Here is a 23,525-nt window from a genome sequence, read left to right as displayed (position 1 = left end):
ATTTATCAATAAAAGCGGTACTTAACGACTTTACTAAAAAATAAATTGAGAGCAAAACCACCAAAAACAACGTACGAATACTCTTTCTTTTTTAAATTAATTAAAAAAAAGTTCAAATTAGCAGTTTTTATTTTATTCAAATCCAGCGAATTAAAAAATAACTTAAAAATAACTTAAAATTAAGTCATTTTTTTGTTTGGAAATGTAGAAAGAGTTCCTATCTTTGCCACCGCTAAGAACAACATAGCACAACAAGCTGAGATCGGGGAGATACTCAAGCGGCCAACGAGGGCAGACTGTAAATCTGCTGTGTGAACTTCGCAGGTTCGAATCCTGCTCTCCCCACGGAAAGGCCGAAAAGCCTGAAAATTTAAAGTTTTCAATCTTTTCAAAATGGCGCAAAAAATGTCTGAAGACCTGCAAATTCAAGGATTTGCAGGTTTTTTTCGTTTTAGGCCTATTTTCAATATTTATAAATATCCACAAAATTAAAGGTGCAAAATCGGTGCACTTTCCGGTGCACAGAAAAGTGCACCAGAAACAGCAAAAATCCCTTATATTACAGGGGTTAACGAGATTAACGACTTGATTTGGCAGTGATATTATTCTACATTTATTAATTTAAAAAGTAGGATTATGTTGGAAAGCAGTTTTGGTTTGGGATTCTTTTTAAAAAGACCCAGAATAGAAAGTAGAGAATGGATTGTGTATTTCAGGATAACTGTTGACGGTATCCGCAGGGAAAGTTCAACTAAGAGAAGATGGGATAATACGCGATGGGATCAAAGGTTCGAAAGAGCGGTCGGCTCAAAGGAAGATGCAAAGTCGCTGAACTTTTTTTTGGATTCACTGACTTTAAAAATCAATGAAATCAAAACCGAAATGATGTACAGCGGCAAAACCATAACCGCTGAGAAAATTATGGACGAGATCCTGGGAAGGACAGCCCCAAAAATTAAGGTGCTGGAAGAATTCCAGAAACATAATGATGAAATGGAGGCGCTTCTTGGAAAAGGCTATGCGAAAGGCACCCTTGACCGGTTTACCATTACCAAAAACCATTTGACTGCATTTATAAAGTTCAAGCTTAAAAAGGATGATCTTGAATTTGCGGATTTGAACCTTGAGTTTGTAAAGGACTTTGAGTTTTACCTTAGAACTGTACGCGACTGCAGCAACAACACCACCCTCAAGTATATTGCAAATTTCAAAAAGATTGTAATCCGCGCCATCGATAGGGAAATAATTTCCAAGGATCCATTCAGGAACTTTAAGGGACGCAAAACAAAACTGGTGAAAAAACCGCTCACCGCACAGGAATTATACGAACTTGAAAGCCATTATTTCACAACTGACAGGCTGAATGTCGTAAGGGATGTATTTGTCTTCCAATGCTACACCGGACTTGCTTACATAGACGCTTATCAATTAAAGAAAACGGATATCAAAGAAGGCATTGACGGCAATCTATGGATTATGTCCGAAAGACAGAAAACAAACTCATCATTTAATGTCCCCCTTCTTCCCCACGCACTGAAAATAGTTGAAAAATATAAAGAGCACCCCCTATGTATGCAGCGTGGAACCGTGCTTCCTGTTTCATCCAACCAAAAAATGAATGAGTACCTGAAAGAAATTGCTGTATTGTGCGGTTTTCCTTTTACGCTCAACACACACATGGCCCGCCGGACTTTCGGAAGCACAGTAACCCTCAATAACAATGTTCCGATAAACGTAGTTAAAGAACTGCTCGGCCATGCATCAGTGAAGCAGACCGAAGCATACGCTATCACAGAGCAGGCGACTATTGGACGTGAAATGTCTATTCTGAATAAAAAGCTAAACAAGAATGAGTCCAAAATATCTAAACCAGACCTTGCCGTTCTCACAAGACTGGAAAAAGAAATACAAGCTATAAAACAGAAATATAACATTTCTTCTTGATCAATAATTTAAATATATTCAACAGAAAAGAGGCTATCTCAACAATTTTGAGATAGCCTCTTTCTATATAGTTTAACTTCGCTCTTATAACCCGGATGATACGATGGCGTGTACTTTATGTATCCTAAATCCTGGAGCTGTTTAAAATATTTATGATAAGTGGGCAGCGTATTCACATGTGAAAGTTCCATAATCTTGCTGCGGCTGACTTTAATCCTTCTTCTCTGCCCCTGCCTGTACCCTAATCCTAATATTGCTATTAAAATCGACAGATGCCAGACATTCAGTTTAGGATCATCAATATACAATGAGATGTAATCCATAATATTTCTTTCTTTTAATCTATTGTTTTGTTTCATCATCAAATAGTTTTTGAAGATCTTCCTTATTGTAGTAATACGAGCCAAACACTTTTTTGAAACGGACTTTTTGGCTTATTCTAAGATTCTGTACAGAGCCTGCTGAAATATCAAGCAGTTTTCTCACAGACTTGCTTCTAATCCACTCTGACTCCAAATTTTCTTTCAGCCCAGAATCCTTATCTTTAATTATGGCCTGTATTTTACCAAGCAGAAGAATACCAAACTCTTTTAAGTCTTCCTTTGTCACAAATTCATTCATCCTTTGATTATATAAAAGTTATTAATTGCAGAACCTTTAGATGTCCGCATCGGCTGAAAACAAAAAATATATTTCACTCCCTCGTGTTTTCTTAAAAGAGGGTTTATACTTTAAGTATCCATATTGGTGAAGCTCTTGGACACATTTATGATATGTATTTGCAGATGAAACTTTGGCAATAACTATAATATCCGAGCTGAATACAAAAATTGGATTAATAAAGCCCTTAACGGATCTGAACTGCAGTAAAGCCGCATAAATGGCAATATGCATTGGACTGATCCGGTAATCATTCTTTATTGCGGTGAAAAAATCCGATAAAGGCTTTAAAGTATCCATAATTTTAAAGTGAAGGAGATTTTCTTTTCTTTACTTTATAATCCTTCTTCCCTGAATCCCCTTCATCTGAATCTGTACTCTGTTTGCGATCTTTAGAAACTGATTCTTTTTGAGATTCGGCCTTTTTTTCTTCCTTGCTCTCTCGATGGTTGATTCGCTGGAAGTTTGCATCATAGACATTGACTGTCTTAAACTGGGGATTTGCCTCCACATACATTTTGCTTTCAACACCGCCGACAACAAAAGTCGCCGACTGAATATTTCCTTTCTTAAGCGAATTCAAAAGATCCTCTTTATACTGCGGAGTATTCAGTTCCTTGATTGAATGCTTTGCCAGACTTGCTTCCAGATCATAGCCGTAGTTCTGATGGTACTGGTTCAGCTTAAAATTACCATTTTCCGATTGTTTAAAATCAATTTTAAGCCAGCAATTATAGCTCTCCCCTTCTTTGTTTTTAAGATCTTTATTGACAGATCTGCCTTCCATCAAATTATAAGCCTCCTTCATTGTTATGCTGGCGCTGTCTTTGTTGATGTAGAAGGTCTGTTCCAGACCAGGTTTGTTTTCTTCTTTCTGAAGATTGACGTGATAGGAATTAAAAAAGTACATATCTGTCTGCTCAGACCTTTTGAAGTTTAACTCTACAGTTAAGGTATCCTTATTTGGCAGACCATTGTTCATAATGCCGGTGTGCATGATTTTAAAATCCTTATCTCCCGTCATTATGTTCTCTCGCAGTTCAGCATCGAACGTTTCTCCAAATCCAGTATATTTTAACTGGTCTTTCAGGTATTCTAAATTTTTCTCATTCATTGCGTTTTCATTTAAATTATTTTCTAAAATTTCTCTCCTATCTATTTCCCTTTTGGCAAATCCAGTAAGTTCTATTGCTTCATTTTCGGAAGTATCTGCCCCGCTATTCAAAACTGCCCGCAAGTCGTCGATAACTGATTCAATCGGCAGGCTCTGAAAATAATTCGCATCATTGTTCATAATCAGACAGTACTCCTTCGCATCCAAGGGATTTCTAAAAAACTCAATTGTGTCGGTATCAGTCACCTCATCGGTATTAAAGGCAGCAAACCGATGCCCGTTATAAGCCATTTCCTCGGCAAACGACAGCATCATTTCAGTATCGGCTAGATTGATTATCATAAATTATTTAAAGCTTAAAAAGTGTCGATACTGAATTCTGTAATCGGAATTACCTTATCAGCCAGATTATTATTAATATCCACTTCCAAATGTCTTCCGCCGTTTTTTTCAATCATCTGAAGCGTCAGATACTTATTCTCCGGGATGGTAAATTTCTCCAGCGCATAAACTTTTATTATTTCAGACTTATAAGGAATTACAGAAGAAGATGAAGTTGCATACAAGGGCTGCAGTTCTATTTCCTGCGATGCGGTGCGTTTTGACTTCTTCTGGTCTCTGATAAAAAAACGAAACTGATCAATATCGTAGTTAATCTTTGATTTGTTTTCAAAAACAACACGCAGATATAAAACGTCCTGATGTATAAAGATGCCGTTTACCTCCAGTCTGATCTGATATTTGGATTTTCTTAATCCGCTGGTCTTTTTCTTTTTGGATAACGCGAGTAAAGCACACTTTTCAGTTTTTTTCTGATTGTCGTTCTCTACAGAAAACAGCACATCCCTGCTTGCCGCCAATGCATTTTCAGCATTAATGTTTAGATCCGGGCACTCATCATTATAGTTTAGCACAAACACATACAATCGGCCGTCAGAGGTGACAGCTGTCAGATTGGTCTGGATAAAATATTGCCTTGCCGCTTTGACAAGCACTATATTCTCAACGCCTTTTGCTTTCTGAACCAGCACGTCTGCGCTCCCTTTATCAATGCTCTTTATTGCATAAGGAAAAACGATGCTTGTTGTTTTGGAAAAGCCAATCTGCAGATTCGAATATTGGTCTTCGTAAAAGATATTTCCTTTTTTTCCGTTTGCCTGAGGATACACCGAAACGCAGATCAGCATCCAGCTTATTAAAAACAAATAATCCGCTCTTTTCATTTTTCGCTTTTTTAAGGTTTTAAATTCTTTTGTTTTTCATCATACAGCAGCACACGATAACCGGCCTTAACCACTACTTTTATAAGCTTTACCTTTTTGCTCATTAGACTTTTGGCCGCTTCGATGCCCATACCTGCTGCCTGCGCTCCCCATGAATCAGATATACCGCTAATACCTAGAGTCTGAATGGATCGGTAGGCCGAAGATTTGGCAACATCCCTGCTGATCGTTCCGGGAATATAGATGCCGTCAATGCCGTCCATATCATATACAGCCAGATCGACAGGAAATATTGAATTATTGTACTGGATGTTTGTGATCTTTACCTCCAGCCTCTCCCCTTTTAAAGCCGCCATCCCATACAGAAAAGTATTCTTGGGTATAATTGTTCCCTGCAGGAAAATATCATTCATAAGCCTTAATTTAACCACTGAGCCATTGACAATGGTCTGGGTCTGATTCACAACCGCTTCAATGGAGTTTTGCATTTCTTCAGCAGGCGGCGCTTCATCCAGAGAATAAAATGCATTTGTTTTCAATAAGGACTGCGAATCGGCATTGCGCTGGAGTGAGCTTATGTTATTCTCTGCTGCTTTTTTCTGTACTGAATATACTTTTCCTTTTTTGCTGTCAGATGTCTGCTTAAGTCTTTCCTGCACGCGCTGCGGATGCTGTATATCCAAAATATTTTCGAGCATACCGCCTAGCTGCTGAAGTTCCGGGTCAGCTTCCTGCGGTGCGCTCATCGCTGACATAAGCCCTTCCAGCTTCCTGATTTCTTCTGATTCACCCTTAGAAGTGCCGTAATTCTCAAATTCCCTCATGTCCTGACCGTAAGTCGGAACAGAAGGCTGGCTGATTACTTTTTCAAGAGCCCTGAGCTTCTCATAAACCTTCTGTTCATTGCGGTCCTGAAAAGACTGCGAATTAAAAGCCGATCTGTTTTTTGGAAGCATTCGGGATTCAAAATCGCCTGTAGAAAAAGAATCTGCTTTTTCTTCCGAGGCTTTATTATCAAAATAGTTGGGATCTTTTTTTATCAGCTCCCGCAGTTTTATCGAATCAGCTGCCGCCTGGTCGTAATAGCTCATCTTATCCAGTGCCGAGTCTTCTTTAAATTTAGGAAGGGGCAGGTTAAAATTAAATCCCTTCTTTTCAGCGCTCTCTGCTGTTTTAGCTTCAATCCGTCCTCCGCCTAAGGTATAGAATAGGAATGTCAGAAACGGAAATGTTATAAGAGGCAGCATTAAAAGCATCTTTCTTTTTTTAGATTCCTTTGGAGATACTATTTTCTCTTGCATAATTTTATTTCTTTAAGTTGATTATCTTAATTTTTGAAACTGCTGGAACCCCGGATTCTTTAAAGGTCCTGTACAGGTTATAAATTAAATAACCCGATGCCAGAACCGTAAAGAACATAAGTCCCCAAGTCAGTTTCCTTTTAGAGCGCCCAGCTGTGGCTCTCTGCATTTTTTCTGCCCATCTTTTCTGCAGCAGCAGATAATACTTGTGATACACAAAAGGCTCAGTCCGTTTTTTAAATAAGGATTTCATACATTTTTATTTTCTGGTTTCAGCCGAGATATCCTTATTTTCAATAGTATTGAAGCGTTCGATAAGAAAACCGTGCGGATTATTGTCGCTTCTTGATACGTTGCGGAGCGCACCTTCGGTAAGCAGGCTTCTTTTCATAATGCTGGTAGTGCGGATAATACTCTGCTGGGCATAACACCTAAAGCGGTAGGGATACTCACGGATATCAATACTCACGCTGTCGATCTGGATGGTCTGGCTTACATTCCCCGATATGATGCCGGAATAAAAATTGTTTTCCTTCAGGTCATCATAAATCCGTTTGGCACTGTCATCAGCCAGATAAAGCGCTTTTGTAATATTGGTTTTGATTACCTTATCATCAGGATCAAGGGTAAAGAAAAACTTGTGAAAGGTCTTTACATGATCCTTGGCTTCCACAGGAATATTGTCTTTTCTTTCCGAAGCATAAGCCTCCAGCGCTTTTCCGTTTGCCAGAATGTATACTTTATCCTGCATCAGGCTGACTGTCTGAAAACTTTTGTAGACAGCGTAACAGCTTATTATGATGCAGCCAGCAATTACAAGCATTGTGAAACCCCTTACATATCTGAAAGCGGTATCTATATTCTTCATTTTCGTAAACATGAGATGTTGGTTTTAAGTCTGTTTGGAATTTCCTTTTAGCCTGTCATTCATATAATTTCCTTTATCTTGGAAATATGGACTGCTTCCCGCTGTCGCAGCCATGCTGCTGGTCATTCTCCGATCCGCATCTCCCATCGCATCGGCGGCCATTCCCGCAGCATTTGAAGAAGTCCTCACAACAGAATTAGCTGAATTGCCAAACATGCTTGTCACTTTATGCCCCAGAGCTCCTCCTCCGCCTGCATGAACAATGTAATTGGCCACAGAAGGCACAGTAAAATAGCCTATGATTCCAATTATCATAAAAATTAAATATGCCATATCGGTCCTGCTGAAAAAAGTGTCGCCTGTTGTCTGCACCTGCGAAAGGTCCAGTTTAAGCATCAGCTCCTGAATTTTTCCGATTATGCTCCCGAAAATATTGGCCACGGGAAGCCACAGATAAATATTGATATATCGGGCAAGCCAGACAGTCAGCGTATGCTGGAAACCGTCAAATACTGCGATTCCAAACACCAGTGGCCCTAAAATAGAAAGCACCACCAGCTGAAATGTGCGAAGGGTGTCAATGCATAAGGCCGCGGCCTCAAACAAAACCCTCAGCACCTCGCTCAGCCATTCCTTGACCGAATTCCGAAAACTGTAAGAAGCTTTTTCCATGGCAAATTTTACATCATTGCCTATGCCTGCGAGCATGCTCTCATCAGATGGATCAGCACCGTCATGCGTATACTTATACCATCTGTCACGATCACCCGTTCCTGCAGTCCCGACATACATCTTCCATGGATCGGTTTCTTTAATTGCTTTTTCTTTCTCTTTAAGCAGAACAGCAACTGCATTGTTAGAGCCTGTTACCATAGCTGCAGTAGCTGTAACAGTTGGTTTCATAACTCCGTTAATAAGTGCCAGGACCGACGGAAAAATCATAATGCAGAATCCTATTACAAAGGGACGGAAGAGCGGATAAAAATCGATAGGTTCTGCACTTGCAATATGCCTCCAAACTCTTGAAGCTATATACCATATAGTTCCAAAGCCTGCTATTCCCTGCCCTACAGCAATTAGGTTAGAACACAATGGCATCATTTCATCATAAAGCTGGTCTAAGACCCCATGAAGACTACTCATATCATCACCAAGTCCCTGCGCTATTATTCTGTAAGGAAGCAGTAATATGATAAGCATCACACAAACTGCTTTTTTGTTTAATAAACATTTCATACTCTACTCTTTAAATTCCTGAAAACTCTTTGAGACATAAACATCATTTTTCTCTTTTGATCTCTGAAGAGCCAGCACGTTCGATGTGGTATTAAAGTTTCTGAGAAAAAGCAGTTTATCCTGCATCTGCTCATAGATATCGTCAACTGCCTTTAGTCTTTCGTCGTCCGACATCCTGAGCTTATCAGCTGTTATGACCATAGTAAGTTCATCAAGATTTCGCAGGCTCTGATTAAGCAGGTTTCCGTAAACTTTCTCAAAGTAATTTATTTCCTGTCCGCTGAAATTTCCGCTTTTTATAAATCGGTTCATTCCGTTGCGGCTTTCCTTGACTATTGAAATCTGATATTCTACTATCTCTGCTACCCTTTTGTAATTCTTTACCGCTGGACTTACCTGCATAAGTGCATCTAGAAAAGTTTTATGCAGGCTGAAGTTTCCTTCAGTCATATCTTTCACCGTTTTGTATCCACCTGAAAGCAGCTCATATCCCTTTTTCATATCACTGAGAATTTTCTTGAACTGGGATAGCTTTTCGATATTCAAAATCAGCTGCTGAATTTCTGCTGACTGCCCCATTGATTTAACTGGAATCATTAACAAAGTGATCAATATTGTCAAAATCAAAATCTTTTTCATAGTAGCTTAATTTATAATCCATATAATTCATCAACATTCTTAGAATCCTTTTTATCTGCAGATTTTGAAATCGACAGCAGTCTGGCATCGCTGCAGAAAGAAAGACAAAAATTATAATCCTCCAGCATAGTTTTGTGCAGGAGATCAATGCGCTCAAGCCTCTGGTCATCTTTTAGTTCCAGTTCTGCATCGGTGGTAATAACAAGCACCTGGTCGAGAGTCTGGCTGCAGTTCTGAAGAAGTTTCTCAAAAGACCTCTCTATATAGTCCAGTTCATTACCATGAAACAAATCAACAGTCTTAAGATCTGCCAAAGTCTTTCTACAGAGTTTCATTATTTTAAACTGCATGGAAATGATCTCAACAGTTTTATAATAATTCCTAACCTTTGGATTGATTTTTAAAAGTGAGGTAAAATAATCACCGTGCAGGTTTAGCTCTCCTTTTCTAGCATCACCTATAAAATTAAGCCCCTTTGATACTGCCGAATATCCTTTCTTTGCGTAGTCGATATAAACCTGAAGCGCGGCTATCTGCAGTAAAAGTTCCTTCCTCTGCTTTGCCTGCCCGCTCATACTTTGATTAAAAACACAGAGCGTTATTAGTAGTACAGCTATCTTTTTCATGTTTTTTTTATTGAATTATGGAATTCCGTAAAATTGTTTCACTTGTTTAACATCAGCTTCTGTTTTGGCCCTCTGAAGACTCAGCAGTATGTTCTGCTGGTTAAACATTGTAAGGTCATCGTAGTTCTCATCAATCTGATCAGCAGCCTTATTGATGATTTCAAGACGTTTGAGATCGCTCATCTGTGTGGCAAAAGAATCCAGAATCAAAAAAATCTGGTCGATATTCTTCATACTTTCCTCGAGAATTCCTGTATAAACGCGCTCCATATACTGGATTTCACTGTCTTTAAAATGGGTATCCTGTTTAAAAAGATTCCAGGCTCTTTCATATTCCTGAACAAGCTGTGTCTGCTTTCTGGTAATCTCTCTTATCCTCTGATAGTAGGTAATAATTGACTTTACTTTTGCGAGTTCTTCATAGTAACCTTTGTAAAGATCTTTCTGTTTCTGAGTCCAGTCGGAGATCTCATCGAGCTTCAATTTGGAAAGTACATTTTCCACCTGCTTCTGTGCATTCTGAAGCCAGATCGTTTTATTCTGTAGCCGCTGGATTCTCAGGTCAATGGCTTTAATCACCTTTTTCGTAACAGCTTTTACAATTTCCAGTATCGGCAATACCGCAACTTTTTCAGCAGGTCTTGCCGAGGTGCTTACCAGCAGCAGGCAGACTAAACCGACAATTAATTTCTTTTTCATTATTCCTTTTCATTTAATTCCATTTCTCATATCCTGAGCCATTGCGGCTATTCCTTTCTTTATGTCCCCGCCAAACTTCTTCGCATAGGCATTCATTTTCACTTTCTCGCTTTCCTCTGTTGTATAAGCTAAGTATTCCTCCAGCGAAACTTCGGTTCTATAGACCTTTGAAAGCATCCCTCCCAGGGAGATAAACACTTCTTTGTATTTCCTGGCTGGATCATTGGCTTTATTTACAGAAAGTACAAGTGCCTTTTCTTTGTCTGTAAGTCCCAGAAGCTCCTGAATCTGGTCAAACTTATTTTGATATTTGCTCTGGTCCAGAAGGATCTTGCAGTCGCTGTTGTTGATAATGGCCTGCTTGACCACTGGTGAAGAAATAATATCCTCCACCTCCTGAGTTACCACTATCGCTTCCCCGAAGAATTTACGCACGGTCTTAAAAAGATACTTAATGTAATCTGCAAAACCTTCCTTCATCAGTGCTTTCCATGCTTCCTCAATAAGTATCATTTTTCGGATACCCTTAAGTTTTCTCATCTTGTTTATAAAAACTTCCATTATTATGATGGTCACTACTGAAAAAAGAATCGGATGGTCTTTGATATTATCCAGCTCGAAGACAATAAACCTTTCTTTTAGAAGATCCAGATTTTCTGTAGCATTCAGCAGATAATCAAACTCGCCTCCCTCGTAATAAGGCCTGAGTACATAAAGAAAATTATTCACGTCAAAGTCCTTCTCCTTTACTTTATCGCCTTCCAAAATTGAAATAAAATCCACCTTCAGGAAATCATAGAAGCTATTGAAACAGGGAAATATCTCTGCATTAATATCCAATTTCTCGTAATACAGCTGCAGGGCATTTGAGAGTGCTACATACTCGCTCCGGTTAAAGGTTTCGTCGTCTTTTTTCCATAGTGCAAGCAGAAGCGTTTTAATGCTCTCTTTTTTCTCCGTATCCAGACTGTCTCCTTCTGAAATATAAAATGGGTTAAAACGGATAGGATTCTTTTCATCGTAAGTGAAATAATAACCGTTTACCATATCGCAGAGCCCTTTATAGCTGTGCCCAACATCCACCAGTACAATATGCGTTCCCTGCTCGTAATAGCTTCTCACCATATGATTGGTAAAAAAGGACTTGCCGCTGCCCGAAGGTCCCAATATAAACTTATTGCGATTGGTGCAGATTCCCATCTTAACAGGCTCATCGCTGATATCAACATGAACTGGTTTTCCTGTCAGCCTGTCTCCCAGCCTAATACCGCAGGGACTCAGCGAAGATTTATATCCCGTTTCCATATTCAGAAAGCATACCGCCTGTTCAGTAAAGGTGTCGAAGGTGTCATTCATGGGAAAGTCCGCAGCATTTCCCGCCATTCCAGCCCAATAGATCTGAGGAGCTCCGACAGTTTCCTGCTTTGCTGCCGCATCCATCTGCGCAAGAGCTGATGACACTTTATTTTTAATCTCTTTCAAGTCTTCCTTATCAGTGCTCCAGGCCAGTATATTAAAGTGAGCTTTAACCGGAAGTCTCTGCTGTGATACTGCCTCGTTCAGGAAATCATTCGTCGCATCCCTGGCAATCATATTCTCCCGGCTGTAGGCAGAGAGTGACTGCAGCCTGAGTCGCTTACTTTCCAGCTTTTGGATGGTTTTCTGTGAATCCTCAATGAAGATATACTGATTGTAAATATGATTACAGGATAAGAGCTGGCCGAGGGTTGACGCAAAACCAATACTGAATTTGGTCTTATCGGTTGAATAGCGGTCAAAATTGATTCTCGATCCGCATAATCCAGGAAGATCAGCTGCATCACCAAGAGTAAAGAGCTGACAGTGTTTATCCCCTACCGCTAATCCTTCGTCAAACCTGAGATCTTTATAAACGAATGATTCGTCCTGCTCTGATAAAAAACAATACTTTTCTACCAGCCCGATTCTCCTGCTCTTGCTTCTTAGCGATTCATTTTGCAGACGCACCAGCTTTATAAATCCGCTGTCTTCCATAATTCTCTTAAACTGGCCGCAGGTATCTGCAAAATCCTGCAGAAGCTGCGGTTTTAAGGTTTCCTCGGGTACTATGGAACTTCTAAGCAGATTAGAAAACAATGAGGTTGCATTTCTTCTTCCCGCCGGTTTCTTGGTCAGCATGATATAGCAGGAATGATCCAGAAATGGTCTTTCATTAAAGAAACGCTCACTGCTTCTGGTGAGAAAACTGCTGTCTTCACTTAAAAAATCAGCTTTATAAGCACTTTCCAAAAACCAGTCCTGTTTATGAAAAACACAAAACTTCGGCAGCACCTTTAACGCCTTTATCCATGACTGGTGGAAAGCTTCATACTCCTGGTCTGACAGCGTAAAAATTTCAGGCAGTTCTGCCTTAAAAACTATAGTTACATCGCCCTGTTTTGATAAAATACAATCATGCTCCACTGCCATAACCGGCAGCTGCTCTTCCATCCTCTTCTCCATTCTTTCTTCATTATGTCATTAACGTCCTGTAACTATATCTTCATAAAGACCTCTCTGCTGTAGACTTTAATCCACTTTGGAATCTGTTTTTTAGCCAGAGCCTTCATCATGCCGTATTCTCCGTAGGTATTACTCATTCTGTATATTTTAAAAACAAGAAAACCTCCCGCCGTTCCAATAAAACCAATGCATATCAAGGAAGGCACTCCAATTATATACAGGGCAGCAAACAGAATCATAAGACCTACAATACCTCCACCCAAATACCAGATATACTGCGCTTTAAGTCCCTTAAATTCTATACTCTGATTGATTCCTTTATTGATAGAATAAACACTGTTACTCATCTTCTCTATCGTTTAAACCCCGAAAAAGGATTTAATTACAGTAGCGACTACCACCAAAAACACACAGCTTCCAAACCAGGCTGCTGCGACTTTTCCGGTATCAGGATCTCCGGCATTCCATTTCTGGTATACTTTTACTGCTCCTATCAGCCCGAGGATCGCTCCTACTGCATACATTAACTCAGTGCCGGCATCAAAGTAACTTCTCACTTTCTGGTTGGCTTCATTGATTCCCGCCACACCATCCTGGCTGTAAATAACATTACTAACCAGAATCATCAGGAGCGACGATCCCATAGCTCTAAATCGTCTCAAAAGACTTTTAAATTTCCATCTCCATTTTTTCATCACAAATCATTTTTAAAGTTATTCTTTAATAAAAAGAAGAGGAATACCGCCGTTGCTGCTCTATTTTTCCTGTCACATAAAGCCATACCGCACCAGAGAGAACGGGGAATATTCCTCCTCTGAATTTTTTAAAATACCGGTCCTTCCCAGAGACTGTCTGCTTCGCTGAGCGTTAAAAGCAGATTGGGATGCTTTTGAGATTCAAAGACCATTAGTTGGTTAATGTTTTCTCTGAGTGAGGAAATTTTGATATAAGGATATTCATCCAGAAGAATTCGCAGGTAGTTTTGAAACTGCTGTTTTGTTAGTCGTTTTTCTGCACTTTCTTTAACCGCTTCTTTGATACGCTGCGATAGATTTTCCGCATCTTCAAGGGTATCAAAAGATTTCGGAAATGAATCGGATATCGATTTTATATCCTGTAAATTTTTAGAAGTTTTTTTTAGAAATGGTATTTGTAGCTTCTTTTCACCTGATAAGATTTTTTTAAAATCACTACTGTGAAATTTCAGTAAGATTATTAGATACCAGAAAATTATAGCAATACCAGCCGCGGTCAGATAACTGCCCCATGAAATATTTGTAAACATAGCTCCTCATTTTATCGTTCAACATTTTATCCTCCTCTATGAAAATCACCACCAGTTAAATGTTGATGGGATTTATTCTACAAGTCAAAGGAACAATTAGTATGAGTTTTCTACAAGTACAACTTTTCTGTACCCTTTTTGTACCCTTTCAAAGTGCCTGAATTTAAAGGGTTTTTAATTTAAGGTGACAGTGAAATTTAATACGTTTTTATCTTTCGGATTATTTTTTCAAGACTTTCAATCGCAATTTCCTTATCGCGCTCTTCCGCATTATATGATTTGCTTCTTACTGACTGGTAGGAAAGATTCCGCTTTACTGGAGTAGATAGGTAAGGTACTATGCTTTTGAAGATGTAGTTCATAGACTTAGCCTTAATAATTCTCGCCTCATCTGTCGCCCTTAAAATAAGTCCAATCTGATCTCCTGAAAGTATACATTCAAGTTTTGAATCTGCCTTCTCCACAAATTCACTTCCGACAGAAGCGTCAATCTGTTCCTGTATTAGAATTGCAGCCTTTTTTTCAGCAAATCTGATTTCGCTGGAGAACCAGTATTCCAAAAATGAGATAAGATTCTGCTGGGATGGATTAAAGGTTAATTTTAAATCCGCATTTATTTGAGACAGTTTCTTGCAGAAGTATAGCAGCTTTTCAAGTCTTTCAGATAAATTCTCAAAACCTTCTAAATACCTGCCTATTCTATTAACCAGTCTCTCGGTATATTCTCTGGAATTAAAATTCATTCTTATGAGCATAAGATCAAGATTTGAAAAACTTTCAGATTCCGTAAATGGATAATTTAATTTTTCAAGTTCGATGATTATTTCTCTATAATACAAAATCTGGCGATAGGTATACTTGCTCTTTCTGCTGTTTTGAAGCGGCGCAGCAAGAAGATTGACAACAAATTCCAATTCTGGATCATTCTCCCCGGCATTTTCTTTTTTTTTAATCAGATTCTTTAAAACCTCAAGTGTTTCTTTTTTCCAAATCGAAAAATAGCTGTAAGACACTCTTTGGTCCAAACTCATAAAGGACGAATATCTGATTTCTACAAATGACAGCAAATCGTCCAGGGAACTAACAATCAGGTCAAATATTCTAAAAAATTCAGGAGAATTGAATTTTTCGATTTTTCTTATTTCTACTACCCTGTCTATTAAAAAAACCAATGAAGAATGATATTTTCTTATAAGAAGTCTAATCTGCCTTTTACTTTTCAGCTCGAAAAAAGAATATTTAATATGAATTTTAATTTTTTTTGATTCAGATAATATTGTTTTACTCAAATTCTCCAATTCGTATTCCGATACTTTTACAGAAGAATTATCAGCATCAAATGAATTTATAATCAACGAATCAAACCATTCCAAAGGATACATTTTAATCATCGTCTTATCGTTTTAATTAAACAATCTTTGGCAGAATAAGGAGCTATTTTGGCAGCTTACTTTTTATTAGAACGAAATTCGGTTGGCAGCATACCGGTATGTCTTTTAAAAAATACGCCAAAGTTTTCAGCGCTGCTGAATTCTAATTCATCGGCAATATTAGCCACGGAATAGCTTGAGTCCGTAAGAAGATTTTTTGAAACATTGATAAGAGCTTCAATTATAAATGCTTTAGCTGTTTTACCTGTGCTTTCTTTTACCATCTTATTCAAATGTCCTGGAGTGATAAATAATGCTCCTGCATAAAACTGAACATGATGCTGTTTTCTCAAATGTATTGATAATAGAGTCAGGAATTGTATTACAATGCTTTCCCTTCTTGAAAAGTCAAGATTTAAGTCGGGTTTATATTTCGAATGTATAAACTTGAGTTCATATATAAATAAATTAAAGCATATCCGACGCAGCTTAGTAATTACTTCCGGTTTGTCATTGCTGTTCTGCAATACATACATTAATTTATAAATAAGTGACAAAACTTTAAAATCCGTTTCCTGAAGACTAATCTTACGATCTGATTTTAACATTAGAAAACTAAAAGCATCCGAAAGCTCTTTCTCATAACAATTATTAAATGCAAAATCAAAATTTGTCCTTATAAGATATAGCTGGATATTATCCGTGGCTTCAAGCTTGGTGCATATGGAATTAAATGGGATTACCAATAAATCTTTCCGATTAACTATATTAGTTTCGTCATGAAATCTGATATTCATTTTACCACTTTTGATTAAAAGCACTGAAAAATTTGAAATGGAAAATGGGACCGGTACAATATTTTTTGCCCTATAGTCTGTAATGTATATTACATCAATACCATCATTTTCAATGCTTTTAATCTCAGTATTTAAGATTTCTCTAATCATTTTTGTTCTTTTAGTTTAGATCTACATTTAGATTTCATCCTTGAAAAAATATTCCATCCATGTAAAAAACTGGAAATATAAATTAGACAAACAGCAGACGTATAAAATATACGCTGTTAATCTCGGACTCTCAATTATATTGTCCTCGTAAAGTACGTACTGAACCAGCTGATCAGCAGCGAAAAGCTTCATTATAAAATAAAGGCTGCAAAGATTAAAAAGGAACAATAAAATATAAAACAAAGCTCTCTTTTTCATAAATCAGATAGATTAGAAAATTATTAATCAACTATATTAAAGTAGGAAGTGATTCAACTTCAATCACGTCGTTACATCATTGATGTCCCGTACTCCTACTGGTGGTGGATGTCTCCCAATCTCTGTCCTTTCTGTCCTTTTCACTAAATAAAACTGCTTCCGAAATTGAGGAAATAGATAAAATGGATTCCTTTTCATCTGTTAGAAGTGTTGAATCCTGTCTTTTTGAAATCTCGTATTGAATTATAAAATCATCCACGATGTGGTACTGCTGGCCGCGAAGATTTCCGAGATTGACTATATACCCCTTCAAATCAAGTTTCAATAATGACCCCAGTGCACTTTCATCAACAATTATAAATAATGTTGAGACAGGATCCTCCGTAGAAGAAATTGTATCTAAAACAGAACTGCTTTTCTCAAAAGTCTTTAGTTCATTTCGCCCAGGTTGGGTTTTTAATACTGAAATGATCTTTTCTTCTAATTGGGCAGGAACCAGAAGTAGGTAATCTCCTGCTTGAACTTCCTTAAAATTTTCCTCTAAAGCAGACCCATTTTTAAAATCTGCAGTTTTCTCTTTGCTGATTGCTTGGCTGGAAACCAATCTTAAATCAGAATTGTCAAAATCTTCATTTGAACATGAACCTAAAAAAATAATTAAACCAGTTATTAGTAAATTTTTCATAATGCAAAATGGTTTGGTTAATTGAGAACTTGTCTCAGTCCATTTTACCCGGGCCAGCAGAACTTTTGCTCAGTACTTTACTGAATCTTTTGCTGTTGAATTCAAAGCAAATCTAAATTGCAAAAAATCATAAATCAAGAACATGTATGTGGATTTTCGGAAAATCCACTGTCGATTTCCATGAAATCAATAATGTATTTTTCTTACATTATTTAGTTTTAATCCAAATATTTACAGTATTTTTGAAAGTTGCTCTCTAACGACCTCTTCATTTTTTTTATTAATCAGATTTATGCTTTAGAAGAGTATAAGTCAAAATTTTTATGCATTATGAAATGTCATTTACAAGTACTGCTGCTTCTACTCCTAATTAGTTCTTTAAATGCCCAGAATATTCCAAACAGAATTCCTGATTCCCTTATTTTTAAAAGTTATAGCTATCTGGATGATAGGATTTATGAATACAAAGATGACAGCCTGAAAGCAGCACCTTATTTATATGCTTATTTAAATAAGGCAAAAAAGGAGAAGAATTATGAAGAGACTGTTAATGCATATCAGAACTTACTGCATCAGTCGCCAATGAATCTTCGCTTGAAATATGCTGACAGTATGGTGATCGCAGCTGCAAAATCAAAAAGCGATGAGCTGATCGGCTCAGCTGACTTATCAAAAGGGATCGTCTATTACAGCCAGAAAAATTATGTGAAAGCATATGATTATTACATTAAGGCAAATGCAAGCATTTCCAAAACCGAAAATGATTACCTGATCTACAAAACCAAATATCATATTGCTCAGATTAAATATTATCTCGGTTTTTATGACGAGGCCATTTCTCTTTTTAATGACTGCATTGAATATTTTAAAAAAAATCAGCCCCGCCCCTACTTAAATTCACTGCATTCACTTAGTGTTTGTTACAACAAGATTGGAGATTACAGTAAATGCTCCCAAACTAATTCAATGGGAATTAAAGAATGTGAGCGCCTTAAGATTCCGGAGATGGAATTATTTTTTAAGCACTCAGAGGGAATCAACCAGTACTTTCTAAATAATTATCACACATCTATACAATTGCTTCAGGAAGTCTTGCCGCAGTTAAACGGAATCACAGAATTCGCAAATGAATCAATTGCTAATTTTTACATTGGAAAAAATTATTGGAAACTGCATCATCCTTCAAAAGCAGTTCCTTACTTCAAAAAGGTGGAAAAAGCATTTATTGAGAAAGGTTATATTCGTCCGGATTTAAGAGAAGTTTTTGAATTAATGATTAAATATTACAAGAAAGAAAATAACCTGAAATCCCAGTTGTATTATATAGACCAGCTTTTAAAAGCAGATTCTGTACTAACAGATACCAATAAGTACCTAATGGGCAAAATTCACAAGGAATATGACACAAAAGAAATTCTCCTTGAAAAAGAAAAAATACAGCAGCAGCTTGTAAAAGAGAAATATTATGATGTTATTTTGATCAGCGTAGTTGTCGTTCTGTTCTCTGCCGTCATTTACGGGACCTATAACCACTTTGAAACTAAAAAGCGCAATAAGATCAAATTTGATCTGCTTCTGAAAAAAAATGAACAGAGCAGCTTACAGAAACAGGCACCCGATAAATTCGAAATAACCGATATTTCGCAGGAAACTGTACAGCAGATAATAAAACACCTTGAAAAATTTGAAAGGGATAAAAAATTCCTGCACAAAGAGGCAACACTAGCCACTTTAACTGTACGGTTTAATACTAACAGCAAATATCTCTCAAAAGTGATATACCATCGCAGCGGCAAGCGTTTTGCCGATTATATCAATGACCTAAAAATTGATTATCTGGTAGAACTGCTGCGAAACTCAAGCATACATAGAAATTACTCCATAGGCTCACTGGCGGAGGAGGCCGGTTTTACTTCCACTCCCCGATTCACCAATGCATTCCACTCCAGAACAGGAATTTCGGTCAGTTATTTCCTTAAGGAATTGAAAAAAGAGAATTCGTAAAAATATTTTGTTAGCAATTCCGTTTTCATTTATGGCAAAATTTTACTTTTGCACACTTAATTTAAAAAAATTGTATAATGAAAGACCTTGTTGCAAAAATCAACGCTGAAATCGAAACATTTAAAGCAGAATCAGAAGCAGTAGCTGAAAAAGGAGTTAAAGCTGCCGGAGCTAGAGCTCGTAAATCATCTTTGGAAATTGAAAAACTTTTAAAAGAGTTTAGAAAAGTTTCTATTGAGGAGTCAAAGAAATAAAATATATTTCGAAAAAAAGCTTTCATCTTCCTGAAAGCTTTTTGTTATTTTATTCGTTCCTTTTCTAATAAGATGAACTGATTTATTAAAGTTTTTTTCAGAAAGTTATAGTAATCAATTTTTTCTTGCGTCAATTTTACTTCTAAGTTAAAGGACTCTTCAACAATCGAAATTAAAGTATCCTTATCTTTCAATATAAATAAAGAATTAAAACTAATATTCAAATATTTGCTAATAGTGTAGATTTTGTCCCATCCACTTACGCTTTCTGCACGTTCTACACGACCTATCATTGTTGAACTGTAATCTATTCTACCACCAAGTTTGTCCTGGGATAAATTTTGCTTTAATCTAGCTAATCGAAGAATACAGCCGATTTGCAGATTAATTAAATTTAACTCTATTTTACTAGATTTTCCCATAAAGTAAAATTTGGGAAAAAAGATTTATTTATTCGATACAAATTTGTATTGAATATATAATTTTGTTATATTTGTCACAATCAATACATCTAATGATGTAAATTTGCGACTCTTCATTAAAATATTTGAAGCATTCGCTTTGAATCTCGCTTTTGAAAACTGGTAATTTTTAACGGGGACGAGATGATAAGTAAGATGCTCACGTCTATTGGCGTGGGCTCACTTATTGTTCCCCGGTATACCAGTACCTCAAAGGCAGTAAGATGAGTTCCATGCCTTTTTTATTTTACTCTCTTATATTCTTAGCCATCTTCTTTTTATTTGAAATAATCGCGTTTCATCACTGTCTAAATATGTAATAATGCCTATGAATCTTATCTATTAAGCATAAAAAATGGCCCTCAGCTGCAGCGACCAAACTAGAGCAGAGGACCTTAGCCAATTAAATACCATTTAACTAACCAATCCCAATATTATGAATTATTTTTCATTTTACAAGGGTGGAAGATCTCTATATTGCCTATTTTTTGCTGGCATTCTGTTGTCTTTTTCCACCGTTTATTCCAGAGATTTTCGAAATTCCAAATTGATCCCATATCAACAGAATGTGGTTCAAGGTATCGTAAGTGACGGTTCTTCTCCTCTCCCGGGAGTTACAATCACCCTTAAAAGCAATAAGAATACAGTTGTAATCACAGATTACAATGGGCATTATTCCATTGCAGCTTCTCCGAAGGATACGCTTATTGTATCCTTCATAGGATTTAAGACTTACTTCGCTTCTGTAAACGGAAGAAATACTATTGATATACGAATGCAGTATGATGCCACTACGCTTCAGGAAGTTCGCGTCAATGCAGGATATTATTCAGTTAAGGAAAGCGAACGCACCGGAAGTATTGCCAAAATTACATCAAAGGATATTGAGAAACAGTCTTCGCCAAATGTTCTCGGAGCAATGCAGGGAAGAATGGCAGGCGTGGAAATTATCCAAGACAGCGGTTCTCCCGGTGGGGCTTTCCAAATCAAAATCCGCGGACAGAACAGCCTGCGCTCTGATGCCAACCAGCCACTTTACATAATAGACGGTGTTCCCTATTCATCGGAAACACTCGGAGCAACACTTACATCCGGAGGGTCGCCAACAATGACCAGTCCTCTAAATTCGATAAATCCAACAGATATCGAAAGCATTGAAGTCTTAAAAGACGGGGATGCAACAGCGATTTACGGTTCCAGAGGAGCTAACGGTGTGGTATTAATCTCCACTAAAAAAGGACGGGCAGGAAAAACAAAACTAGTGATAAATTCCTCAACGGGAATTGGGAAGGTCACAAAAATGCTGGATCTAATGCATACTGATCAGTATCTGGATATGAGACGCATGGCATTCGCTAATGACGGAATAGCCAATTATCCTGCCAATGCCTACGATGTAAATGGAACATGGGACCAGAACCGATACACTGACTGGCAGAAACAACTCATTGGAGGAACTGCACAGATCCTGAACCTGCAGGCATCCCTAAGCGGCGGATCTGAAAAAAACCAGTTTCTGCTAAGCGGAAATACACGAAGCGAGACGACCGTATTTCCTGACGATTTCAAATACAACAGAGGAACTGTACATTTTAGCTACAACCACATTTCGGAAGACGAAAAATTCAGACTCAATTTTTCAGCAGGGTACACCAGCCAGAAAAACTATCAGCCTGCGGCAGACCTTACTCGAATTTCTAGAACGCTTGCACCTAATGCTCCAGCATTATTTGATCAGAGCGGTAACCTTAACTGGGAAAATAATACATGGCAGAATCCGCTTGCCAATTACGAGTCAAAATTTCACTCCCAAATAAATGACCTGACCGCCAATGCTTTACTATCTTATAATCTTACTGCAAATTTAGTGGCAAAGGCTAATTTTGGCTATACCGATCTTAGAAATTATGAAACCCTTACCCAGCCTTCAACAATGTACAATCCTTCATTGGGTCTTGATAGCAAAAGTTCTGTACTGAACACTAATCTGACTCTCCGAAGTTCATGGATTGCTGAACCACAGATTACATGGAACTTTAATGCCGGAAGAGCAAAAGTAGAGACGCTTATAGGTTCGACATTTCAAAGCCAGAATACCAACAGGCGCTTTGAATCAGGCTTTGGCTTCTCAAGCAACAGCCTCATTTACAATCTTGCATCGGCAACACTGAAAGTTGTCGATCTCAGCGATGAGACAATTTATAAATATCAGGCTTTGTTCGCACGCGTGAATTATAATTTTGAAGGACGCTACATACTAAATTTAACTGCCAGAAGAGACGGATCAAGCCGTTTTGGATCGGGAAAACAGTTTGCATCGTTTGGGGCAGCCGGCGTCGCATGGGTTTTCTCAAATGAAGCATTTTTAAAAAACAGCAGTATCTTAAGTTTTGGAAAGCTGCGCCTCAGCTACGGAACAACTGGAAATGATCAGATTGGAGACTATCAGTTCATAGACACGTACACCTCAACAGCAAACACTTATCAGGGAATTACTGGCCTGCAGCCCAGCCGGCTTTTTAATGCAGACTTTGGGTGGGAAACCAACAGGAAATTTGAAGCAGCGCTTGAAATAGGACTATTGAATGATCGTCTTTTTCTCACAGGGGCACTTTATCTGAATATCTCCTCCAACCAGCTGGTCGGACTTCCGCTCCCCGGAACTGCAGGTTTTACTTCCCTGACAGCAAATCTTGATGCGTCGGTTCAGAATAAAGGTCTTGAGTTTACTTTTAGGTCTGTGAATATGCAGTCCAAAAATTTTGAATGGACTACAACTTTCAATATATCAGCCAATAAAAACAAACTGCTTTCATACCCTGGCCTTGAGAGTTCCTCCAATGCTAACCGTTATGTAATTGGGCATTCCATAAATATTAATAAGCTTTATAACTATGTAGGCATAAACCCGCAGAACGGCGCATATAACTTTTATGACTTTAATAATGACGGGCAGATTACATCAATTGACGACAGGCAGTCCTTAGTTGATTTAAATCCAAATTTTTTCGGTGGCATACAGAATGACATACGCTATAAGAACCTGCAGGTCGACTTCCTTTTCCAATTCGTAAAGCAGCAGGCCTTTGCCTATCTGCCGGCTGTGCCGGGCAGCTTCACAAACCAGCTGGGATCTTTGGATAACTTCTGGCAGACGGCAGATGTCCCTGCCGATTATCAAAAATTAACTACTGGAACAAACAGCGTATTAAATACTGCTTATACTAGGTTCAAAACCAGTGATGCTGCTCTTGAGGATGCCTCATTTATTAGACTGAAAAGCATTTCGCTTTCTTATGATATTCCAGGTTCGTTTTCAAAAAACGTAAAAAGCAGAATATATTTTCAGGGACAAAACCTGCTTACTTTCTCCCCTTACAAAGGTGGAGATCCAGAATTTAAGCTAGCAGGCTATCTTCCTCCTCTAAAAACCTATACAGTAGGAATACAGTTAACTTTTTAAATCATAC

22 protein-coding genes and 1 tRNA gene are annotated in these 23,525 nt (G+C 37.9%); 5 read left to right on the top strand and 18 right to left on the bottom strand.

Going from position 1 to position 23,525, the window contains the following annotated elements:
* Window positions 1–264 precede the first annotated feature (264 nt).
* Together K6T82_RS04150 and K6T82_RS04145 are read left to right on the top strand one after the other, a co-directional pair.
* Window positions 265–345 (top strand) — tRNA-Tyr (locus K6T82_RS04150).
* Window positions 346–636: 291 nt separating this feature from the next.
* Complete coding sequence (locus K6T82_RS04145; RefSeq protein ID WP_144219355.1) at window positions 637–1,944, top strand: site-specific integrase; 1,308 nt, start codon at window positions 637–639, stop codon at window positions 1,942–1,944.
* Window positions 1,945–2,286: 342 nt separating this feature from the next.
* Here K6T82_RS04145 and K6T82_RS04140 read toward each other — a convergent pair whose 3' ends face one another.
* The 17 genes from K6T82_RS04140 to K6T82_RS04055 form a co-directional block, all read right to left on the bottom strand.
* Window positions 2,287–2,565, bottom strand: a complete 279-nt coding sequence (locus tag K6T82_RS04140; protein WP_144219354.1) for a DNA-binding protein — start codon at window positions 2,563–2,565, stop codon at window positions 2,287–2,289.
* Window positions 2,566–2,908: 343 nt separating this feature from the next.
* The gene (locus tag K6T82_RS04130) at window positions 2,909–4,060 is read right to left on the bottom strand and encodes a hypothetical protein (protein ID WP_144219352.1); all 1,152 of its coding nucleotides are present in this window, start codon (window positions 4,058–4,060) and stop codon (window positions 2,909–2,911) included.
* A 14-nt stretch (window positions 4,061–4,074) separates the two neighbouring features.
* The gene (traN, locus tag K6T82_RS04125; protein WP_144219351.1) at window positions 4,075–4,941 is read right to left on the bottom strand and encodes a conjugative transposon protein TraN; all 867 of its coding nucleotides are present in this window, start codon (window positions 4,939–4,941) and stop codon (window positions 4,075–4,077) included.
* Between the two features lie 11 nt (window positions 4,942–4,952).
* Complete coding sequence (traM, locus tag K6T82_RS04120) at window positions 4,953–6,242, bottom strand: conjugative transposon protein TraM (protein WP_144219350.1); 1,290 nt, start codon at window positions 6,240–6,242, stop codon at window positions 4,953–4,955.
* A 4-nt stretch (window positions 6,243–6,246) separates the two neighbouring features.
* On the bottom strand, window positions 6,247–6,495 hold the full coding sequence (locus tag K6T82_RS04115) for a hypothetical protein (RefSeq protein ID WP_144219349.1): 249 nt from the start codon (window positions 6,493–6,495) through the stop codon (window positions 6,247–6,249).
* A 6-nt stretch (window positions 6,496–6,501) separates the two neighbouring features.
* Complete coding sequence (traK, locus tag K6T82_RS04110) at window positions 6,502–7,122, bottom strand: conjugative transposon protein TraK (RefSeq protein ID WP_144219348.1); 621 nt, start codon at window positions 7,120–7,122, stop codon at window positions 6,502–6,504.
* Between the two features lie 12 nt (window positions 7,123–7,134).
* Window positions 7,135–8,346, bottom strand: coding sequence for a conjugative transposon protein TraJ (gene traJ, locus K6T82_RS04105; protein WP_186296649.1), 1,212 nt, complete (start codon window positions 8,344–8,346; stop codon window positions 7,135–7,137).
* A 3-nt stretch (window positions 8,347–8,349) separates the two neighbouring features.
* Window positions 8,350–8,985, bottom strand: a complete 636-nt coding sequence (locus K6T82_RS04100; RefSeq protein WP_144219347.1) for a TerB family tellurite resistance protein — start codon at window positions 8,983–8,985, stop codon at window positions 8,350–8,352.
* 11 nt (window positions 8,986–8,996) lie between these two features.
* Entirely contained in the window at window positions 8,997–9,611 is a 615-nt protein-coding gene (locus K6T82_RS04095) for a hypothetical protein (RefSeq protein ID WP_144219346.1), read from the bottom strand.
* 15 nt (window positions 9,612–9,626) lie between these two features.
* Complete coding sequence (locus K6T82_RS04090) at window positions 9,627–10,310, bottom strand: conjugal transfer protein TraI (protein WP_144219345.1); 684 nt, start codon at window positions 10,308–10,310, stop codon at window positions 9,627–9,629.
* Window positions 10,311–10,319: 9 nt separating this feature from the next.
* Window positions 10,320–12,791, bottom strand: coding sequence for a TraG family conjugative transposon ATPase (locus tag K6T82_RS04085; RefSeq protein ID WP_223704659.1), 2,472 nt, complete (start codon window positions 12,789–12,791; stop codon window positions 10,320–10,322).
* A 32-nt stretch (window positions 12,792–12,823) separates the two neighbouring features.
* Window positions 12,824–13,138, bottom strand: coding sequence for a DUF4133 domain-containing protein (locus K6T82_RS04080; RefSeq protein ID WP_144219343.1), 315 nt, complete (start codon window positions 13,136–13,138; stop codon window positions 12,824–12,826).
* Window positions 13,139–13,150: 12 nt separating this feature from the next.
* Window positions 13,151–13,435 carry a DUF4134 domain-containing protein gene (locus K6T82_RS04075; protein ID WP_223704658.1) on the bottom strand — a complete coding sequence of 95 codons (285 nt, stop codon included), beginning with the start codon at window positions 13,433–13,435 and terminating at the stop codon, window positions 13,151–13,153.
* A gap of 179 nt (window positions 13,436–13,614) precedes the next feature.
* Window positions 13,615–14,076: a hypothetical protein gene (locus K6T82_RS04070; protein ID WP_144219341.1), complete on the bottom strand. Its 462-nt coding sequence runs from the start codon at window positions 14,074–14,076 to the stop codon at window positions 13,615–13,617.
* Window positions 14,077–14,273: 197 nt separating this feature from the next.
* The gene (locus K6T82_RS04065; RefSeq protein WP_144219340.1) at window positions 14,274–15,467 is read right to left on the bottom strand and encodes a hypothetical protein; all 1,194 of its coding nucleotides are present in this window, start codon (window positions 15,465–15,467) and stop codon (window positions 14,274–14,276) included.
* 56 nt (window positions 15,468–15,523) lie between these two features.
* Entirely contained in the window at window positions 15,524–16,393 is an 870-nt protein-coding gene (locus tag K6T82_RS04060; protein ID WP_144219339.1) for a helix-turn-helix domain-containing protein, read from the bottom strand.
* Between the two features lie 334 nt (window positions 16,394–16,727).
* Complete coding sequence (locus K6T82_RS04055; protein WP_144219338.1) at window positions 16,728–17,336, bottom strand: hypothetical protein; 609 nt, start codon at window positions 17,334–17,336, stop codon at window positions 16,728–16,730.
* Between the two features lie 330 nt (window positions 17,337–17,666).
* Between K6T82_RS04055 and K6T82_RS04050 the strand changes: the two genes are divergently transcribed.
* The gene (locus tag K6T82_RS04050) at window positions 17,667–19,340 is read left to right on the top strand and encodes a helix-turn-helix domain-containing protein (RefSeq protein ID WP_144219337.1); all 1,674 of its coding nucleotides are present in this window, start codon (window positions 17,667–17,669) and stop codon (window positions 19,338–19,340) included.
* A 77-nt stretch (window positions 19,341–19,417) separates the two neighbouring features.
* A complete protein-coding gene (locus tag K6T82_RS04045; protein ID WP_144219336.1) occupies window positions 19,418–19,594 on the top strand; it encodes a histone H1 in 177 nt (58 codons plus the stop codon).
* A gap of 44 nt (window positions 19,595–19,638) precedes the next feature.
* On the opposite strand, the gene K6T82_RS04040 is transcribed toward K6T82_RS04045, so the two are convergent.
* On the bottom strand, window positions 19,639–20,016 hold the full coding sequence (locus tag K6T82_RS04040) for a helix-turn-helix domain-containing protein (protein ID WP_144219335.1): 378 nt from the start codon (window positions 20,014–20,016) through the stop codon (window positions 19,639–19,641).
* Window positions 20,017–20,491: 475 nt separating this feature from the next.
* Here K6T82_RS04040 and K6T82_RS04035 point away from each other — a divergent pair, with 475 nt between their 5' ends.
* Window positions 20,492–23,518, top strand: a complete 3,027-nt coding sequence (locus K6T82_RS04035; protein WP_144219334.1) for a SusC/RagA family TonB-linked outer membrane protein — start codon at window positions 20,492–20,494, stop codon at window positions 23,516–23,518.
* Window positions 23,519–23,525 lie beyond the last annotated feature (7 nt).

Origin of the sequence: Flavobacterium potami, from assembly GCF_020026915.1 — a bacterium.
Classification (GTDB): Bacteria; Bacteroidota; Bacteroidia; order Flavobacteriales; family Flavobacteriaceae; genus Flavobacterium; species Flavobacterium potami.
This window is presented reverse-complemented; position numbering and strand designations above follow the sequence as displayed.

Bases quoted from the DNA above. Each gene is read 5' to 3' on its own strand.
- K6T82_RS04085 (WP_223704659.1), bottom strand. From the start codon at position 12,791: ATGGAGAAGAGGATGGAAGAGCAGCTGCCGGTTATGGCAGTGGAGCAT.
- K6T82_RS04095 (WP_144219346.1), bottom strand. From the start codon at position 9,611: ATGAAAAAGATAGCTGTACTACTAATAACGCTCTGTGTTTTTAATCAA.
- K6T82_RS04050 (WP_144219337.1), top strand. From the start codon at position 17,667: ATGAAATGTCATTTACAAGTACTGCTGCTTCTACTCCTAATTAGTTCT.
- K6T82_RS04065 (WP_144219340.1), bottom strand. From the start codon at position 15,467: ATGATTAAAATGTATCCTTTGGAATGGTTTGATTCGTTGATTATAAAT.
- traK (WP_144219348.1), bottom strand. From the start codon at position 7,122: ATGTTTACGAAAATGAAGAATATAGATACCGCTTTCAGATATGTAAGG.
- K6T82_RS04130 (WP_144219352.1), bottom strand. From the start codon at position 4,060: ATGATAATCAATCTAGCCGATACTGAAATGATGCTGTCGTTTGCCGAG.
- K6T82_RS04075 (WP_223704658.1), bottom strand. From the start codon at position 13,435: ATGGGATCGTCGCTCCTGATGATTCTGGTTAGTAATGTTATTTACAGC.
- K6T82_RS04070 (WP_144219341.1), bottom strand. From the start codon at position 14,076: ATGTTTACAAATATTTCATGGGGCAGTTATCTGACCGCGGCTGGTATT.
- K6T82_RS04140 (WP_144219354.1), bottom strand. From the start codon at position 2,565: ATGAATGAATTTGTGACAAAGGAAGACTTAAAAGAGTTTGGTATTCTT.
- K6T82_RS04080 (WP_144219343.1), bottom strand. From the start codon at position 13,138: ATGAGTAACAGTGTTTATTCTATCAATAAAGGAATCAATCAGAGTATA.
- K6T82_RS04090 (WP_144219345.1), bottom strand. From the start codon at position 10,310: ATGAAAAAGAAATTAATTGTCGGTTTAGTCTGCCTGCTGCTGGTAAGC.
- K6T82_RS04035 (WP_144219334.1), top strand. From the start codon at position 20,492: ATGAATTATTTTTCATTTTACAAGGGTGGAAGATCTCTATATTGCCTA.
- traM (WP_144219350.1), bottom strand. From the start codon at position 6,242: ATGCAAGAGAAAATAGTATCTCCAAAGGAATCTAAAAAAAGAAAGATG.
- traJ (WP_186296649.1), bottom strand. From the start codon at position 8,346: ATGAAATGTTTATTAAACAAAAAAGCAGTTTGTGTGATGCTTATCATA.
- K6T82_RS04040 (WP_144219335.1), bottom strand. From the start codon at position 20,016: ATGGGAAAATCTAGTAAAATAGAGTTAAATTTAATTAATCTGCAAATC.
- K6T82_RS04145 (WP_144219355.1), top strand. From the start codon at position 637: ATGTTGGAAAGCAGTTTTGGTTTGGGATTCTTTTTAAAAAGACCCAGA.
- K6T82_RS04055 (WP_144219338.1), bottom strand. From the start codon at position 17,336: ATGAAAAATTTACTAATAACTGGTTTAATTATTTTTTTAGGTTCATGT.
- traN (WP_144219351.1), bottom strand. From the start codon at position 4,941: ATGAAAAGAGCGGATTATTTGTTTTTAATAAGCTGGATGCTGATCTGC.
- K6T82_RS04115 (WP_144219349.1), bottom strand. From the start codon at position 6,495: ATGAAATCCTTATTTAAAAAACGGACTGAGCCTTTTGTGTATCACAAG.
- K6T82_RS04060 (WP_144219339.1), bottom strand. From the start codon at position 16,393: ATGATTAGAGAAATCTTAAATACTGAGATTAAAAGCATTGAAAATGAT.
- K6T82_RS04045 (WP_144219336.1), top strand. From the start codon at position 19,418: ATGAAAGACCTTGTTGCAAAAATCAACGCTGAAATCGAAACATTTAAA.
- K6T82_RS04100 (WP_144219347.1), bottom strand. From the start codon at position 8,985: ATGAAAAAGATTTTGATTTTGACAATATTGATCACTTTGTTAATGATT.